Source organism: Bartonella raoultii, from assembly GCF_019659805.1.
Classification (GTDB): Bacteria; Pseudomonadota; Alphaproteobacteria; order Rhizobiales; family Rhizobiaceae; genus Bartonella; species Bartonella raoultii.
On the sequence record NZ_JAIFRO010000005.1, the window covers coordinates 147,397 to 163,882 of the forward strand.

The following is a 16,486-nucleotide window of genomic DNA, read 5'->3' on the forward strand; positions in this document are numbered from 1 at the left end:
TGCGTATTTTTTTAAATTACTTTCGCTTCTTAAATTTGAAAAAAGTGCTCTGTACTGTCATTACTTTTACGTAACAACCTTATTTCCAGTCTTCCAACAATAGTTTTATAATATTGTAAAATCTAAATCTCCATTCATCAGTAAAATATCTCTATTGTCATGAAAACTGAGAACTGACTTTTTAGAAAAATCACTTTGTAGAATGCAAAAAAATGCACACATATAAAAATACAATGGAAAAATAAATGACATCAATTACTGTAATGCAATCTCATTTGCTATCATTAAACGTAACCCCAACGGATTTCTATAACGAAGTAAAAAACGCTTTTGTTTAGAATGCAACGTCTTACAAAAAAGGCGACGTAAATTAGCACGATCTTTGACCACTACGATACGATTATCTTCATTGATCATAAGCATAGGAAGCCCATAAATATCCGCCCATAACCGCCAATCTAAAAGAACATTATTCAAATCTCTAGAAACTAAAAGTGGAATGCATGCTTCTTTATCTGCGTGAAATAACTCTAATGCAACCGCTCTTTCTCCCGAACATGTTTTTACAGCACGTGCTGCAATTCCTTTAAAATGATAAGATGGCATTAAATGTGATATACTCGCAGGAAACTCTGTTTTAAAAAAAACACCGCGTTCATTTAACGAACAAATTATTTTATTTCCCGTTTTTGATGAATAATATGTTATTGTTTGTGGCAAATGGTACGGATCTAACCGAAATTCAAGCACCGCTTTTGCCTGATTAAAGCACTGATTAGCCATATATAATGTCCCAATTTATCTTAATAACATATACCATCTAGCAGCTTTTCCCCACTGGATTATTAAAACATTCAATAAAAAACAACTGGTTTCTTTTTTGGTTATTAAAATCTAAACAAAAATACGTAACAAAATTTGACGTGTCTAAATTATAGTACTTTTCCAGGATTCATAATCCCTAAAGGATCAAGCAGTTTCTTCATTCCTTGCATAATATCTAATGCAACAGATGACTTGAAAGTGTAAAGTTCTTCACGCTTGAGTTGACCAATTCCATGTTCAGCAGAAAACGCCCCTTGGTAATGTATTGCTAAACTATGAATGCTATGATTCATTTGTGACCATAGCTGCAAAAATGTGTTAGTATCAGCTCCTACAGGCTGTGTAACATTATAATGTAAATTTCCATCCCCCATATGGCCAAAACAAACAACCCGTGCACCTGGAGAAATTTCTTCAACAATATGGGCGGCCTCAGAGATAAAGTCAGGAATAGACGCTATAGGCACCGCAATATCATGCTTAATGGACCCTCCCGCTAATCTCTGCGCAGGTGATATACTTTCACGCAATTTCCAAAAAAAGTCTTGCTGTTTTAACGACTGTGCAACAACTGCATCTTCTATCACTGAATCCTTTAAAGATTCTTCTAAAATAATACTGAGTACTGATAGTGCTTCATCCTGCCCCTGTAATGATGAAATATCAATCAATACATACCATTCATGCTCATGTTCAAGGGGAGATCTCTCATAGACTTGATAATCTAAAGCTATTTTCAAACTGAGTTTTCCCATAAGCTCAAAACCAGTCAACATCCCTCCCCCATAACATTGAGCAAGAGACAAAAATTCAAGAGCCTTAGCTGGGCTATATAAACCAACCAAAGCAACTGCTTTGCCTTTAGGTTTTGGAAAAAGCTTCAAAACTGCTGCTGTTATAACACCTAAAGTGCCTTCAGCACCAATAAACAAGTTTTTCAAATCATAACCGCTATTGTCTTTCTTTACAAAACGCAAATCATCCAAAATACGACCATCAGGCAAAACAACTTCCAAACCAAGACAAAGCTCACGCATATTGCCATAAGCTAAAACAGCCGTTCCTCCAGCATTTGATGACAGATTTCCTCCTATCTGACAAGAACCTTCCGAAGCCAAAGAAAGAGGAAAAAAACGATCTAATTTATCTGCTTTTTTATGCAAATCTTGTAAGATAACACCAGCTTCTACCACAGCAAAATTACCCTCAAGATTCATACATCTTATCTTGTTCAATCGCTCCATGGATAAAAGAACGCTTCTCCCACTCTCATCGGGTTGTTGACCACCCACCAGACCTGTATTTCCCCCCTGTGGTACAATTGGTGTACGTGTTTGGCTAGCAAGTTGCATAATTGATGATACTTCTTCTGTAGAAGATGGTCGTAAAAGTAATGCTGCTTTTCCATGGAAAAGCCCGCGCTCTTCAAGCAAATAGGGTGCAATCAATGCCTGATCTGTTATAGCATGCGCAACGCCAACAATCTTTGTAAATTTTTGAATTAACTTCTGCTCAATCATCATGTCTCCTTTGGAGCCGCAGCACGTGTGAGACGATCATTAATAGCCTCTCCTAATCCGTATGATGGTATAGGTTCTACAGCTATAGATTTCACTTTAAATGAATCCAATTCCCTCATATATTGAAATAGATGAAAAGCTGCCTCTTCCAACTGTCCACTTTCACTGAGATTTAAAACAGAAACAGCATTTTCAACACCTATAATGCGTTTTTGACCAAATGCTAAAAGAGCTTCTCCACTTTCCACTTTTTGCACATTCAAACGAAGTCTAGCATTGGGAGCATAATGCGATTTTAACATACCAGGTGCCTCAATAGCAGAACATTGATCTATACGTTTTAGTAATTTCCCTGTAAATTTTTCAATTTCTTCAGCTGCAATTCCTCCAGGACGCAAAAGATAAACACTTTCACCACAAACTTTAATAATTGTTGATTCAATCCCTATTTTAGAATTTCCACCATCAAGAATCAAAGGAACACCATCCCCTAAAGATGCAAAAACAGCTTCAGCTGAAGTAGGACTAAGACGTCCAGATTGATTCGCACTAGGAGCAACTAAAGGACGACCAAAATCATGTACAACCTCTGCAAAACAACTATCTGGAAAACGAACAGCCAATGTATTTAAACCAGAAGTGGCTAAAGGATGAATACTATGCTGCGCTTTTAAAGGTAAAATTAATGTCAAAGGACCAGGCCAAAATGCTTCCATTAATTGGCGTGAAAGAAAATCAATTTCCACATAGCGTTCCGCCATAACTATGCTGCTTACATGAGCAATCAGAGGATTAAATTTAGGACGCTTCTTTGTTAAAAAAATAGAAGATATTGCTCTTCCATTTGTTGCATCACCCGCTAACCCATAAACAGTTTCTGTTGGTAAAGCCACTAATTTTCCCTGTTTAAGCAATCCAATTGCTTTTTTTATCGAAGTGCTATTGAGTGGCAAAATCGTCATCACATATCATTCCTATAACGCTCTTTAAGTGGTGCAAAACTATAACGATGTAATCCCATAACAGGTCCATATTGATCAAGAGCTGCACGATGTGCTCGCGTTGCATAGCCTACATGCTTCTCTAAACCATAGCCTTTATAAACTTGTCCTGCATATTCCATCATACGATCACGCGTTACTTTGGCAATAATAGATGCTGCTGCGATTGAAACTGAACGTTGATCCCCCTTAATCAAAGCCATTGCTGGACATGGTAACTGGAAAGGAAGATCACGCCCATCAACCAGTGCATAATGCGCTGGAACTGCTAACCCTGTAATACAGCGATACATTGCTTCTAAAGTCGCTTTTCTAATATTAGACTCATCGATAGTACGGGCGCAAAGACTTGCAACCGAAATTGCTAATGCACTTTGCAAAATTTCATCATAAAGTTTACGACGTTGTAGAGAAGACAGTTTTTTTGAATCATTTAGCCCATCAGGAATATGATTTTTATCTAAAATAACTGCCGCTGTTACAACAGGTCCTGCAAGAGGACCACGTCCCACTTCATCGATACCTGCGATATGAAGAAATCCTTGATTTTGTAAATCCGTTTCACATAAAAAATTTGGTTGAAGTGGTAAATGAAACATTTTTTATAAATCATCAATACAATAAAATATATCCATTTTTACTATCTGCTTTTTCAGCAAGCTCTACAATAAAAATAGCTCCCAAAGAACCCTCTTTAATTTTTGTATAGATATAAAATCCCTGCAAAACAAAATCTTTTTACCTTTATATTAATTTATCAAATCTTTCCTAAAGTCATGATGGGTTTCACAAACCAATGTGGGTGCATCGATTTGATCAAAAGAGCTGCCTTTTGTGCCGCTTGTTGATCCTTAAAAATACCAAAACAAGTTCCTCCCGTTCCAGACATACGAGAAAAAAGAGAACCACACCTATTTAACGTAGATAATACTTCAGCTAATTGAGGTGCAATTTTTAATGCAGGAGGAAAAAGATCATTACGTGTTTCTTGTAATGCTTCAACTAACGAATCCACAGTTTTTAGGGCTGTTGGTTTAATTTGTAAAGGAGCATGATTGTGCGTCTCCAAAGCCTTAAACACAGCTTTCGTTGCAATTGGTTGACCATGATTTACTAATACCATTGCAAGAGGACACGCTTCTTTGAGCCGTACAATATCTTGGCCAATTCCCTTCACAAAAAGCGGCTGCTGATATTCCAATGCAAAAAGACACATTGGTACATCAGCACCAAGAACTAAGCTCATTTCTGCTAATTTCTCACAAGAATAATTTAGATTCCATCGCTGGCGTAATATACTAATAACACCAGCAGCATTTCCTGATCCACCTCCCATGCCTGAAGCAACAGGTAATGTTTTAATAAGTTTTAAAAAAGCAGGTTTAGCATTTTCAGAAAATGCCTTACGCATAAAATCACGCGCGCGAATAACCAAATTCTCTGAACCAGAAACAAGCCCTTTTGCAAATGGACCCGTTAAAACAAAGCGGTCATGTTCACAAGACGCATAGCTTAAACAATCACCATTAAGACTAAAATAGACTAAACTCTCAATTAAATGATAACCATCAGACCTCCGCCCCACAACATGCAAAGCTAAATTCAACTTAATAGGTGTAAATACATAAGAATGCCTTTTGAATAAATTATACCCATTCGGTATCATTTTACGTAATATTCATCTCTATAAAAATCTTTTACTAACATTTTTCTTTTCACCGTCTTTAGCTTAGCTTTTACACGATAAACATCCTATAACATCTTCTAGAGCCGTTTCTTAAATAACAAGAATAAAGCACTATCAATACAAAATAAACAGGATGCTCTCACCCGTATCATTTTAAGCCTTCTTTTTCTCTATAACCATTTCCTAAATAAGACTTTTAATCATAAACCATAACGCTGCCAAAGCATTCGTTCTTGTGCTATCATAAAAGCACTATCTACTGCCGTATAAGCTGCATGAGCACTAATTCCTGATGGCGTTTTAGTACCCAAAAGACCTTTTGGCGGGGTTATGAGTCGAAGTTTTGCATCATCACCAAACCGTTCTTTAATAACAGAACGTACATCATTCAATCCATCAATTAAACCAAGCTCAACACCTTTCTTTCCACTCCAAAACATTCCTGTAAAAATATCTGAATCATCTGATAACTTTGTCGTACGTCGCTCTTTAACCAAATCGATAAAAGTTTGATGAACCTCAAGTTGTAGAGATTTTAAATGATCGATATCAGCCTTTTTTTCTGGTTGAAAAGGATCTAATACAGCCTTGTTTTTTCCTGCTGTATACACACGTCGTTCGATACCAACTTTCTTTAAAAGCTCTGGAAAACCAAAGGAGGCTGAAACAACCCCGATAGAACCAACAATCGAAGAAGGATCAGCAAAAATTTCATCTCCCGCACAAGCAATCATATAACCACCAGATGCAGCAATATCTTCTATAAATACAAGAACCTGTTTCTTTTTTTCCTCTGCTAAATCACGAATACGTTTAAAAATAAAACGCGATTGTACGGGCGATCCACCAGGAGAATTAATAAGAAGCGCAACAACTGGTGCTTTTTTGTGAGAAAATGCCTTCTCTAAAGAACTTGCACATCGGCTTAACGAAAGCGTACGTGCTATTGGCGTTGTAGAATCCATAATCGCTCCATGGAGACGAACAACTGGAATTTCCAGTTTATTGGAATAAAAACGAGGGGGAATAAGATTTTTGATAACGTCCATCAAAATAAAACTTCCTTATATGCTAGGGGAAAAGGCAAGTGAATAAAAAAGGAGAGCATAGCTGCACACAAAAGTGCTAAAACAACTTCAAAATATAAATGCAAACTCAAAGTCATCTAAATCAAAACCTCCTTTAAAAAAATTAAAGGTAAAGCTTAAATTTAAATGATAAATTAGAAAACACAAGAGATCATTAAAAAAGTTCCCAAAAACTTATATGTCCATTATTAATTGCATCAATCCGCGTTGAAAAAGCGTGTCCCTCCCCCTCATGCATAACCAATGCCGGTGATAGAGATAGAGCTGCTCTACTTCCCCGTTTGGCATAAAGTAAAATACGAATTGCTGTTGTCTTTGCACGTGCATGAACAGGAATTATACAGATCCCACCAAAACGCCCTTCTAAAGCACGTAAAATATCATTTAATGATTGTGGACGCGCAATTAATCCTAAATATCCTCCTGGCCTAACAATTGCTGCTGCACTGCGCAACCAATTATCAAACATTTCTTCAGGCATAACATGTGCTTTAGACTTTTGTTTATCTGGTGTTTTGCGATCTTCAGGACTATTAAAAGGCGGATTCATAATCGCAAAATCAAAACTATTATCCCTCAAACCTGCTTTTACACGGGCATTACCTTTTAGTGTCACATCTGCTTCTAATAGGCAAATGCGATCAACAAGTTTCTCATTTTGTTTTAGCAAAAGCGTTTTTTGTGCATAAGATACCATAAAAGATGATTGTTCAACCAATGTTACATGCGTTTCCAAACAACGCGAAGCAACTGCTAACCCTGCAGCACCAGCGCCTGCACCTAAATCAACGACCTTGCCCTTAAAATTTTTAGGAATTAAACTGGCTAATAACATAGCGTCCATACCAGAACGGTGACCATATTTACGTGGTTGAACTAAATAAAACTTCCCGCGATGAAATTGATCAATTGTTTCATCACTCTGATTCGTCATTCTCTCCACTTAAAAGCCTCACGTTTATTATTTTCAAATATACCCTTTTCTTATTGATTTCTTACCGAACAAAGCTTTTGCAAATCTTCAGCGCGTTTCATAACAGCAATATATAGCTCAAGATTTAAAAGCATGCCCTGTAAATATTATGTAAATTTTACACTTTACACCTTAAAATAATACCAAAAGCTTGAGTCAGAGCAAAACTCTCTTTATGCTACCAAGCCAAATAAAATGTATAGATATCTATTAAAATACTCTAGGAGTAAACACATTGAGTGCAACCACACAATCTCATCAGATACGGAATAATCAAGCTTCTCTCCAATCTCTCATCAACCTTACTCAAAATGATATGAAGCGCGTCAATCAATTTATCCTCTCTATGGCAAACTCAGAGGTTGAAATGATTCCTGAAATTTCTAACCATCTTATTTCATCAGGTGGGAAGCGGTTACGCCCAATGATCACTCTTGCTTCTGCTCATATGTTTGATTATCAAAATGATGGACATGTAAAACTTGCAACAGCTGTTGAATTTATGCATACAGCAACTTTGTTACATGATGATGTGATTGATGAAAGTGAGTTACGACGTGGAAAATCTACTGCACGAGTAATCTGGGGAAATCAAGCAAGTGTACTTGTTGGTGATTTTTTGTTGGGACAAGCTTTTAAAATGATGGTCGAGGTTGGTTCGATAGAAGCGCTCTCTGTCCTAGCAAACGCTGCTGCAATTATTGCTGAAGGAGAAGTTATGCAACTTTCAGCTGCAAAAAATATAGAAACGAGCACTTCAGACTACCTTAAAATCATCAATGCAAAAACAGCTGCTCTTTTTTCAGCAGCTGCTGAGGTCGGACCAATTATTGCTGGTTATAAAGATAAAGAGCGTTCTGCATTACGTGAATATGGCACATTGTTAGGATTAGCTTTCCAATTAATTGATGACGCACTTGATTATGGTGGTACTGCTAAAAATTTGGGAAAAAATATAGGAGATGATTTCAGAGAAGGAAAAATCACCATGCCTGTTATTCTCGCATATACACGTGGTAATATGGTAGAAAAAGCATTCTGGAAACAAGCTCTTGAAAATGGCGATAACAACGATGAAGCTTTCACATATGCACAACACTTAATAGAAAAATATGGGGGCCTTGTAGACACAATAGAACAAGCACGCATCTATGGAAAACGTGCTATCGATGCTCTTTCTTCCATAAATAAAAATCTCGCTCATAATGCTCTTGTTGAAACTGTCGATTTTTGTATTGAGCGTGTAAACTAATTCTTTGCAAAAAGCATAGTATTATTTCACAAAGTCATCAGATATGATCTATAAATTATACAATCGATTAATTATCTTGAAGAGGATTAACTCTATGTGCAGTGCAACAGTATCCCGCTTTTTTATTTTCTGTTTCGCGGGTATCATGCTGATGCCATCATCTACCTATAGCAAAACAAATGCTACTCTTAAGAGCAACTCATTTACAGGTGCCTATTTAGCGGGAAGAGTTGCAAATCATGAAAATAAAACAGATCTTGCCATTAAATATTTTCAACAAGCACTCATTTATCAACCTGGTAACATTGAAACACAAAAAGAGCTTTTAGAAGCCTTTCTTTCCGTTGGTGCCTTTAAAGAAGCTGTTGAGCAAGCTAAAAAACTTAAAGAGAAAAATATTATCACTCCCTTTGTTTCCTTAACATTGTCAATAGAAAGTCTCATTAAAAAAGATTATCAAAATGCTAAACTGCTTTTACAATTACAAAAAGCGTCTATATCTAATAACCCAATATCTGAGCTCATTAGTGCTTGGGCTACATTTGGATCTGGACAAAAATCTGAAGCAATCGCTGAGCTTCAAAAAATTAAAGGACCTAATTGGTATAAGCTTTTTATAGATTATCATCTTGCTCTTATGTGCGACTTAGCAGAACAAACACAGGACGCAAAAAAATATTTTATTCAAGCACTCAATAACAAACAAGGAACTCTTATAGCTCCTAATACCTATGAACGTATTATCATAGCCTATGCTTCCTTCCAATTGCGTCATAATATGCGTGTACAAGCTCTTCAAACTCTTAAACATGGCGAGCAAATGCTGTCAGGACGAGAAGTTCTCAACAACATTCGCAAAAAAATTGAAAAAAACGCTTCTTTAGAAAAACTGATTAAAACACCTCAACAAGGAGCAGGAGAGGTATTGTATAACTTTGGCACAGCCCTTAACTACAAAAATTCAGGGCGAATTGCACGTATTTTTAAACAGTTATCGTTTTCCTTATACCCTCAAAATGATGCAACACTGTTTCAACTTGCACATATTTCTGCTGAATTAGGTGATCTTCATAAAGCAATAAAACTTTACCATGCTTTACCGCCTCAATCTCCTTATTATAAAGACGGACAACTTCACCTTGCATTCCTTCTTGCAAATAATAAGAATTACAATGAAGCCATTAAACTCCTTACCTCATTACAGAAAAGATTTCCTCATGATCGCCACATTTTGATAACACTCGTTGCTTTCTATATACAAAACAATAAATTTGTCGAAGCCACGCGGAGTTTGAACTATGCTATTGCACAAATAAAAAACTTTCAACGAAATGATTGGAAACTCTTTTATCAGCGGGGTGTCGCTTTTGAACGTTTACAACAATGGCCAAAAGCTGAAGCTGATTTACGAAAAGCGCTTGAATTTTTTCCTAATCAACCACAAGTTCTTAACTATCTTGCTTATTCTCTTATCGATCGCGATCAAAAACTTGAAGAATCTCTCCATATGCTACAAAAAGCCTCAGCGTTACAATCGCGCAATAGTTATATCTTGGATTCTCTAGGGTGGGCTTATTATAAACTTAAACAATATAACAAAGCTGTTCAGATATTAGAAAATGCTGTCATATTGCAACCTGAAGATCCAACATTAAATGATCATTTAGGTGATGCCTATTGGCAAATTGGACGAAAACGTGAAGCAATATTTCAGTGGAATCATGCAATTGATGGAAATGCAAAAAACTCTGAGGAAATCCAAAAAAAATTAAAATTTGGCTTGCAATAAATAACAATACTTGACCACCTTCTTATGAAACAATAGACAGGTACAGGTATGGAAGATGGCATTTCTTTAATTGCTATTTGTTGATCAAACATGAAAGAGTATAAAGTGTGAAACTGCCTGAATATCTCAACCCTACACGTTCTTTTCAGGGACTAATTTTAACTTTGCAAAATTATTGGGCCAATTATGGATGTGCAATTTTGCAACCTTATGATATGGAAGTCGGCGCTGGAACTTTTCATCCTGCAACAACGCTACGTTCACTAGGACCGCGTCCTTGGAAAGTAGCTTATGTCCAGCCTTCTCGACGTCCAACAGATGGCCGATATGGTAAAAATCCAAATCGTTTACAGCATTATTATCAATTTCAAGTCCTTCTCAAACCTTCTCCTCCTAATTTACAAGAGCTTTATATTCAATCGCTACAAGCCATTGGTCTTAATACAAAACTGCACGATGTTCGCTTTGTTGAAGATGATTGGGAAAGTCCAACACTTGGTGCTTGGGGACTTGGATGGGAATGCTGGTGCGATGGAATGGAAATCTCTCAATTTACTTATTTCCAACAAGTGTGTGGCCTTGAATGTGCTCCAGTTTCAGGAGAACTCACATATGGTCTTGAGCGTCTTGCAATGTATATTCAAGGTGTTGATAATGTTTATGATCTGAATTTTAATGGTTTAGATGGAGAAAATAAAATAAGTTATAGAGATATTTTCTTACAAGCAGAACAAGAGTACTCATATTATAATTTCGAGTTTGCTAATACCAAATTATTGCACCAACATTTTATTGATGCAGAGCAAGAATGTATCGCACTTCTTGAAGCTGGAAAACCAAATCAAGAAAATGGCTTACATTTATGTGTTTTTCCTGCTTATGATCAATGTATTAAAGCCAGTCATATCTTTAATCTTTTACAAGCACGTGGCGTTATTTCTGTAACTGAAAGACAAAGTTATATTCTTCGCGTTCGTGATCTTGCACGCCGCTGTGGAGAAGCCTTTCTCCTTACAGAAGCTGGTCAAATACACAAGAATGGAGAAACCTAATGTCTCATCTTCTTCTTGAGCTTTTTAGTGAAGAAATCCCAGCACGTATGCAACGAAAAGCTGCGGCTGATCTCAAAAACTGTATTACAAATCAACTTATAAAAACAGGCTTGACCTATAAAGCGGCTCGTGAATATTGGACACCCCGTCGTTTAACATTAGATATACGCGGCCTTTCTCTGCGTTCAAAAGATTTTCATGAAGAACGTAAAGGTCCCAGTATAAAATCACCACAACATGTAATTGACGGTTTTTTGCGTTCAACTGGATTAAGTGATATTTCCGAAGCACAGGTTGTGCATGATAGTAAAAAAGGTGATTTTTATATCGCTAAGATCATTAAAAAAGGCCGAGATGCAGAAGAAATTCTCGCCGATATTTTACCAGATGTTATTCGTAATTTCCCATGGCCTAAATCTATGCGTTGGGGCAAAGATTCAGAAAAAAGTGGCGCACTAAAGTGGATTAGATCTTTACAAAATATTCTCTGCGTTTTTGGCCCAGAAATTGGTGAAACGCGTGTTATTCCCTTTACCATTGGTTCTCTCAAAAGCAATAACCTTACATATGGTCATCGTTTTTTAAGTAATGGAAAACCATTCCAAGTTCGCCGTTTTGATGACTATATTACACAACTTGAAGAGCACAAAGTTATTTTAGATGCAGAAAGACGAAAAAATATTATTTTGGCTGATGCCCAAAATCTTTGCTTCGCAAATGGTCTAGAACTGGTTGAGGATAGTGCTCTCTTAGAAGAAGTTGCAGGACTTGTTGAGTGGCCTGTCGTGCTTATGGGCAATTTTGATAAATCTTTCCTTGATATTCCTCCAGAAATTATTCGCCTAACTATTCGTGTGAATCAAAAATGTTTTGTCACTCGAAAACAGGGGGAAAAAGTCAAATTATCTCATCACTTTATCCTCGTTTCTAATATTCTCGCAAGCGATAAAGGCAAAGAAATTTCTAAAGGAAATAGTAAAGTTGTCTGTGCACGTCTTTCTGATGCACTTTATTTTTGGCAAACAGATCAGCATAATTTGCCTGACCTTAAACACTTGGAATTTTCTATAAAAAAATTTGGACTTGATTTAAACAAGCCCCTTGATCAAAGAATGGCACGACTAGACCATTTAAATGTAACTTTCCATGCCAAGTTAGGTACGCAAGGTGCAAGAGTAGAACGTATTACGGCACTTGTACAAGCAATTGCTCTTTTGGTGCAAACTGATCCTCTTTTAGCAAAACGTGCTGCACTTCTTGCAAAAGCTGATTTACAAACAGAAATTGTTGGAGAATTTCCTGAGCTACAGGGGCTAATGGGACGAAAATATGCTCTTCTTCAAGGAGAAGATCCTCGCGTCGCTGAAGCCATCGAAGATCATTATAAACCTCAAGGCCCAAAAGATCGCATTCCGCAAGAGCCTCTTGCTATAGCACTTGCATTGGCTGATAAAATTGATACACTCGTTGGCTTCTGGCTTATTCATGAAAAACCAACTGGTTCAAAAGATCCCTATGCATTAAGAAGAGCAGCATTAGGAATTATTAGGCTTGTGCTCTCGCGTGATTGGAAAATTAATCTTATGCCACTGTTTCATTTGGCAGCAAATCTTTTTTTACAACAAAAAAACGAATATGAGACATTTCAAATAGAAGATATCTTATCGGATCTGTTATTCTTTTTTCATGATCGTTTAAAAATTTACCTCAAAGAAGAAGGTGCTCGTTTTGATGCTATTGAAGCTGTTTTAGATAAAAATGCTGATGATTTTTTATTGGTTGCGCGTCATGTTGAATCACTTATTACCTTTATCAATACAAATGATGGAAGCTGCTTTTTAGCTGCTATAAAGCGAATTACAAACATTCTTGAAAATGAATTCTCAAAAAATACAATAATAACGAATGAAATTAATCCTGAATTTTTGATTGAAATAGAAGAAAAGCAGCTCTATCAAAAAACCATTGAGATAGAAGAAAAAGTTCGTGATCATATTCATACAGCCAACTATTCATTTACACTTAATATGCTAGCCCCTCTTGGACACTTTATTAATATATTTTTCGAAAACGTATTAGTGAATCACGAAAATCCTCATGTGCGTATGAATCGCTTCATTCTTCTTCAGCATATAAACACCATGGTCCAAACAGTTACAGACTTCTCAAAAATTATTATCTAGCCTTTAAACATATTCTACCAATTAATAAAAACTATAAGGAGGAAGTTTTCGTTTTCTAGTTTTTACATCGTAGAATATAAAATATAATGGATAACCCGCTCTCAAACTTAAAACAGTTTTAAAAAATTATAAAACTTACAGAAAAAGCAGCACTCTATAATTATGAAGAGAAAATATTGTACTCTTGAATCTAAAGGTATAGAAACAAAAAAATTGCTTTTTAGCGCAGAAGTGCCCCTTCTTTCAAAGAAAATCTCTCTTTAAATTATCTAACACCCCCATTAAGGTACATAAATATTTAATGGAAATATGTTTTCATTTTGGTAAGAGATTCTTCCACAAGAGCCTCTTTAATGAGTTCGTTGGCTTTTTGAGAATCCATTTCTTTTGCAATGAGCGTACGTGCTGTAGAAATTGCTAAATCAATAGCTGAAGAAGAAACCATACGTATCGCATCAGCCTCCGCTTGAGCAATTTTTTGCTCTGCTAGTTTATTGCGATTTTTTACGTATTCTTCTGCTTTCATACGTGCCTCAGCTATAACGGCTGCAACCTCATGCTTTGCCGCTGCAATAATTTCTTGTGCATCTTTTTCTGCTTCAACATGTTTTCGCTGATATTCAGCCAGAAGTTCCTGTGCTTCTTCACGAAGGCGAAGAGCTTCATCAAGTTCATCCTTGATACGCTGTGCACGTGCATCAAGATGACGTATAGCCATCTGTGGAATTTTGAAATAAACTAAAAGGGCTAGAAAAAATATAAGCCCAACAAAAGCCCAAAAAGTATCCGTCATCCTTATATCCTTTAGTAATCCGTAGCTTTAACAACTGAACGAACTGCTTCTGTGCTGATATTGACACCAATCAATTTTTTAACGATTTCAAAAGCAACTTCTTCTGCGATAGCATCAACATTTTGCATAGCTTTATCCCGAATTCCTGCTATCTTCTTTTCTGCATCTTTTAGCTTTTTTTCTAAAGATTCTTCAACTTCCTTTCGTTCAAGCTCAACCTTTTCTTTTAACTCTTCACCCGCTTCCTGTGCTATAATATGAGCCTTTAAATGCGCTTCTGCTAATTTCCGCTCATAGGTTTCAACCACACTATCTGCTTCTTGCTTCATACGCATTGCTTGATCTAAATCAGATGCAATTCTATCTCGGCGCGTTTCGATAACACCACCAATACGCGGTACAATTATACGAGAGATAAAAAGGTAAAAAAGTCCGAAAGAGATTGCTAACCAAAAAAAGTGCGAACCGAAATGTACAAAATCAAAAGGTGGAAACACACGATCCGCATGCTCTGCCGCATTTTTGACATTTTCTACCAGTTTTTCCGCGGTCTGTGCATAAGCGTTTGAAACAAACATCTTTTTTATCCTTCAAACAATTTATTAAGGCCCACTACTCAAAATCGTTGACAGTTGATACACATTTTTTCGTTAACAGATAAAAGGGTAAGTCTTTCTCTTTTTATCAAAGAACAAACATACCCTTTTGAAAGTGATTAAACCGCAAAAAGAAGCAACAAAGCAACGAGCAATGAAAAAATACCCAATGCTTCCGTCACAGCAAAACCAAAAACGAGACGGCCAAATTGGCTATCTGCCGCTGATGGATTGCGCAACGCACCAGAAAGATAGCTGCCAAAAATATTTCCAAGGCCCAAAGCTGTTCCAGCCATACCAAAGCACGCGAGACCAGCACCAATGTATTTTGCTGCAAGCACTAATTCCATATTATTCTCCTTTGAAGCGAAATTGCATTATTTGACGGAAACCCGCCCGTTTTATTAATGGCTCGGATGAACCGCATCATTAAGATACATACAAGTTAAAACCGTAAAGACATATGCTTGAAGAAATGCAACCAAAAATTCAAGAGCAGTAATCGCTACGGTCATGATCAGCGGTAGAATTGAACCGCCAATGCCCATGACTCCTAATCCAGTCATTGAGACAATAAAACCAGAAAATACTTTAAGAGTAATATGACCAGCCAGCATATTAGCAAAAAGACGAAGAGAAAGACTAATAGGGCGGGAAAGAAAAGAAATAACCTCAATCATTGTCACTAAGGGTAAAATAACAACCGGGACCCCACTGGGAACAAACAATTTTAAAAAACCAACCCCATGCTTATAAAAACCGTAGCAGATTACCGTTAAAATTACTAGCATTGCAAGCGAAAAAGTAATCATAATTTGAGAGGTAATTGTATAGAAATAAGGAAAAAGACCTATAAAATTCGCAACTAAAATAAAAGTAAAGAGAGAAAAAACTAAAGGAAAAAACTGTATTCCTTGTACACCCGAAGATTCGCGTAAAGTTGATGCAACAAATTCATACGCCATCTCTGAAATGGACTGCATACGTGTTGGAATCAAACCACGACTTGATGATGAAAGAAAAAGAAAAACTGAAGTTATAACAACAGTAGCGACTATAAAAAATGATACATTTGTAAACGATAAATCCATATTTCCTATAGAAATATTAATCAACCGCGAAATCTCAAATTGATGGACAGGATCTGGAGCGTGTGATGTCACTTCAACCTCATTTATTGGACCTTTTCTTGGCCTCTTTATCTTGACGCGATGTGCGCCCTTTCCCTAATTTACTTGGGGCAACATACCCCACAGACCGTAGAATACTTAATATACCAGCAGCAAATCCAAGAAAAAGAAAAAATACCAATCCCCATGGTAATGAACCTGCTAATTTATCAAATCCTAAACCTAATACGGCACCAACAATAACACTCGCCAAAAACTCACTGGAAAGCTTCACTGCGCCCGCAACTTCCCCTTGTTTTCCTTTTCCCTCGTTCTTATCCCCCCATTTCTTTAATGCTTTTTTATGCATTAAAGCTAGACTTAACCTCTGACTACGACATTCTAAATCCTCTGAATCAAAACACTCTCTTTGCTTTTTTTCTCCAGATTCCGTAGGTGGCATAACGGGTTTCTCGCCCTTTGCCATAATTGGCTCCTTAGTCAAAAAGCAGAATAAAAACCTATCTCAAAAAACGTGGGCATCATATTGTTCCCAAATTTATTCGTCAAGCTGTTAAAAGAGATCTATCACAATTTATCGTATAAATAACGCGTTTT

Annotated in this window: 16 protein-coding genes; 4 read left to right on the forward strand and 12 right to left on the reverse strand. The window is 36.7% G+C overall.

All coding sequences use genetic code 11. From position 1 onward, the window contains the following. Positions 1-255: 255 nt before the first annotated feature. The 7 genes from K3248_RS06035 to K3248_RS06065 form a co-directional block, all read right to left on the reverse strand. Positions 256-783 carry a DUF6101 family protein gene (locus K3248_RS06035; protein ID WP_220717484.1) on the reverse strand — a complete coding sequence of 176 codons (528 nt, stop codon included), beginning with the start codon at positions 781-783 and terminating at the stop codon, positions 256-258. 149 nt (positions 784-932) lie between these two features. Next, a complete protein-coding gene (locus K3248_RS06040) occupies positions 933-2,342 on the reverse strand; it encodes an FAD-binding oxidoreductase (RefSeq protein ID WP_220717516.1) in 1,410 nt (469 codons plus the stop codon). Positions 2,343-2,344: 2 nt separating this feature from the next. Continuing rightward, the gene (locus tag K3248_RS06045) at positions 2,345-3,307 is read right to left on the reverse strand and encodes an L-threonylcarbamoyladenylate synthase (RefSeq protein ID WP_220717485.1); all 963 of its coding nucleotides are present in this window, start codon (positions 3,305-3,307) and stop codon (positions 2,345-2,347) included. Further along, positions 3,307-3,945 (reverse strand): ribonuclease HII, encoded by a 639-nt coding sequence (gene rnhB, locus K3248_RS06050; RefSeq protein ID WP_220717486.1) that lies wholly within the window; start codon positions 3,943-3,945, stop codon positions 3,307-3,309. Before rnhB ends, K3248_RS06045 begins: the two co-directional genes overlap by 1 nt. A 158-nt stretch (positions 3,946-4,103) precedes the next feature. Beyond that, positions 4,104-5,012: a 4-(cytidine 5'-diphospho)-2-C-methyl-D-erythritol kinase gene (locus K3248_RS06055; RefSeq protein ID WP_220717487.1), complete on the reverse strand. Its 909-nt coding sequence runs from the start codon at positions 5,010-5,012 to the stop codon at positions 4,104-4,106. Between the two features lie 221 nt (positions 5,013-5,233). Beyond that, a complete protein-coding gene (locus K3248_RS06060; RefSeq protein ID WP_220717488.1) occupies positions 5,234-6,082 on the reverse strand; it encodes a S49 family peptidase in 849 nt (282 codons plus the stop codon). Positions 6,083-6,275: 193 nt separating this feature from the next. Then, complete coding sequence (locus K3248_RS06065; RefSeq protein ID WP_220717489.1) at positions 6,276-7,064, reverse strand: tRNA1(Val) (adenine(37)-N6)-methyltransferase; 789 nt, start codon at positions 7,062-7,064, stop codon at positions 6,276-6,278. A 265-nt stretch (positions 7,065-7,329) separates the two neighbouring features. Here K3248_RS06065 and K3248_RS06070 point away from each other — a divergent pair, with 265 nt between their 5' ends. The 4 genes from K3248_RS06070 (at position 7,330) to glyS (ending at position 13,370) form a co-directional block, all read left to right on the forward strand. Further along, a complete protein-coding gene (locus K3248_RS06070; RefSeq protein ID WP_220717490.1) occupies positions 7,330-8,346 on the forward strand; it encodes a polyprenyl synthetase family protein in 1,017 nt (338 codons plus the stop codon). A 94-nt stretch (positions 8,347-8,440) separates the two neighbouring features. Next, positions 8,441-10,135, forward strand: a complete 1,695-nt coding sequence (locus tag K3248_RS06075) for a tetratricopeptide repeat protein (RefSeq protein WP_220717491.1) — start codon at positions 8,441-8,443, stop codon at positions 10,133-10,135. A gap of 107 nt (positions 10,136-10,242) precedes the next feature. Beyond that, complete coding sequence (locus tag K3248_RS06080; protein WP_220717492.1) at positions 10,243-11,187, forward strand: glycine--tRNA ligase subunit alpha; 945 nt, start codon at positions 10,243-10,245, stop codon at positions 11,185-11,187. After that, positions 11,187-13,370 (forward strand): glycine--tRNA ligase subunit beta, encoded by a 2,184-nt coding sequence (gene glyS / locus K3248_RS06085; protein ID WP_220717493.1) that lies wholly within the window; start codon positions 11,187-11,189, stop codon positions 13,368-13,370. Before K3248_RS06080 ends, glyS begins: the two co-directional genes overlap by 1 nt. A gap of 298 nt (positions 13,371-13,668) precedes the next feature. On the opposite strand, the gene K3248_RS06090 is transcribed toward glyS, so the two are convergent. The 5 genes from K3248_RS06090 to K3248_RS06110 form a co-directional block, all read right to left on the reverse strand. Continuing rightward, positions 13,669-14,163: a F0F1 ATP synthase subunit B gene (locus K3248_RS06090; RefSeq protein ID WP_220717494.1), complete on the reverse strand. Its 495-nt coding sequence runs from the start codon at positions 14,161-14,163 to the stop codon at positions 13,669-13,671. Between the two features lie 11 nt (positions 14,164-14,174). Beyond that, a complete protein-coding gene (locus tag K3248_RS06095; RefSeq protein ID WP_220717495.1) occupies positions 14,175-14,741 on the reverse strand; it encodes a F0F1 ATP synthase subunit B in 567 nt (188 codons plus the stop codon). Positions 14,742-14,878: 137 nt separating this feature from the next. Beyond that, positions 14,879-15,109, reverse strand: coding sequence for a F0F1 ATP synthase subunit C (locus K3248_RS06100; protein WP_004855165.1), 231 nt, complete (start codon positions 15,107-15,109; stop codon positions 14,879-14,881). Between the two features lie 54 nt (positions 15,110-15,163). Then, positions 15,164-15,922, reverse strand: coding sequence for a F0F1 ATP synthase subunit A (locus tag K3248_RS06105; RefSeq protein WP_220717496.1), 759 nt, complete (start codon positions 15,920-15,922; stop codon positions 15,164-15,166). A 7-nt stretch (positions 15,923-15,929) separates the two neighbouring features. Next, positions 15,930-16,355: an AtpZ/AtpI family protein gene (locus tag K3248_RS06110; RefSeq protein ID WP_220717497.1), complete on the reverse strand. Its 426-nt coding sequence runs from the start codon at positions 16,353-16,355 to the stop codon at positions 15,930-15,932. Between the last annotated feature and the right edge of the window lie 131 nt (positions 16,356-16,486).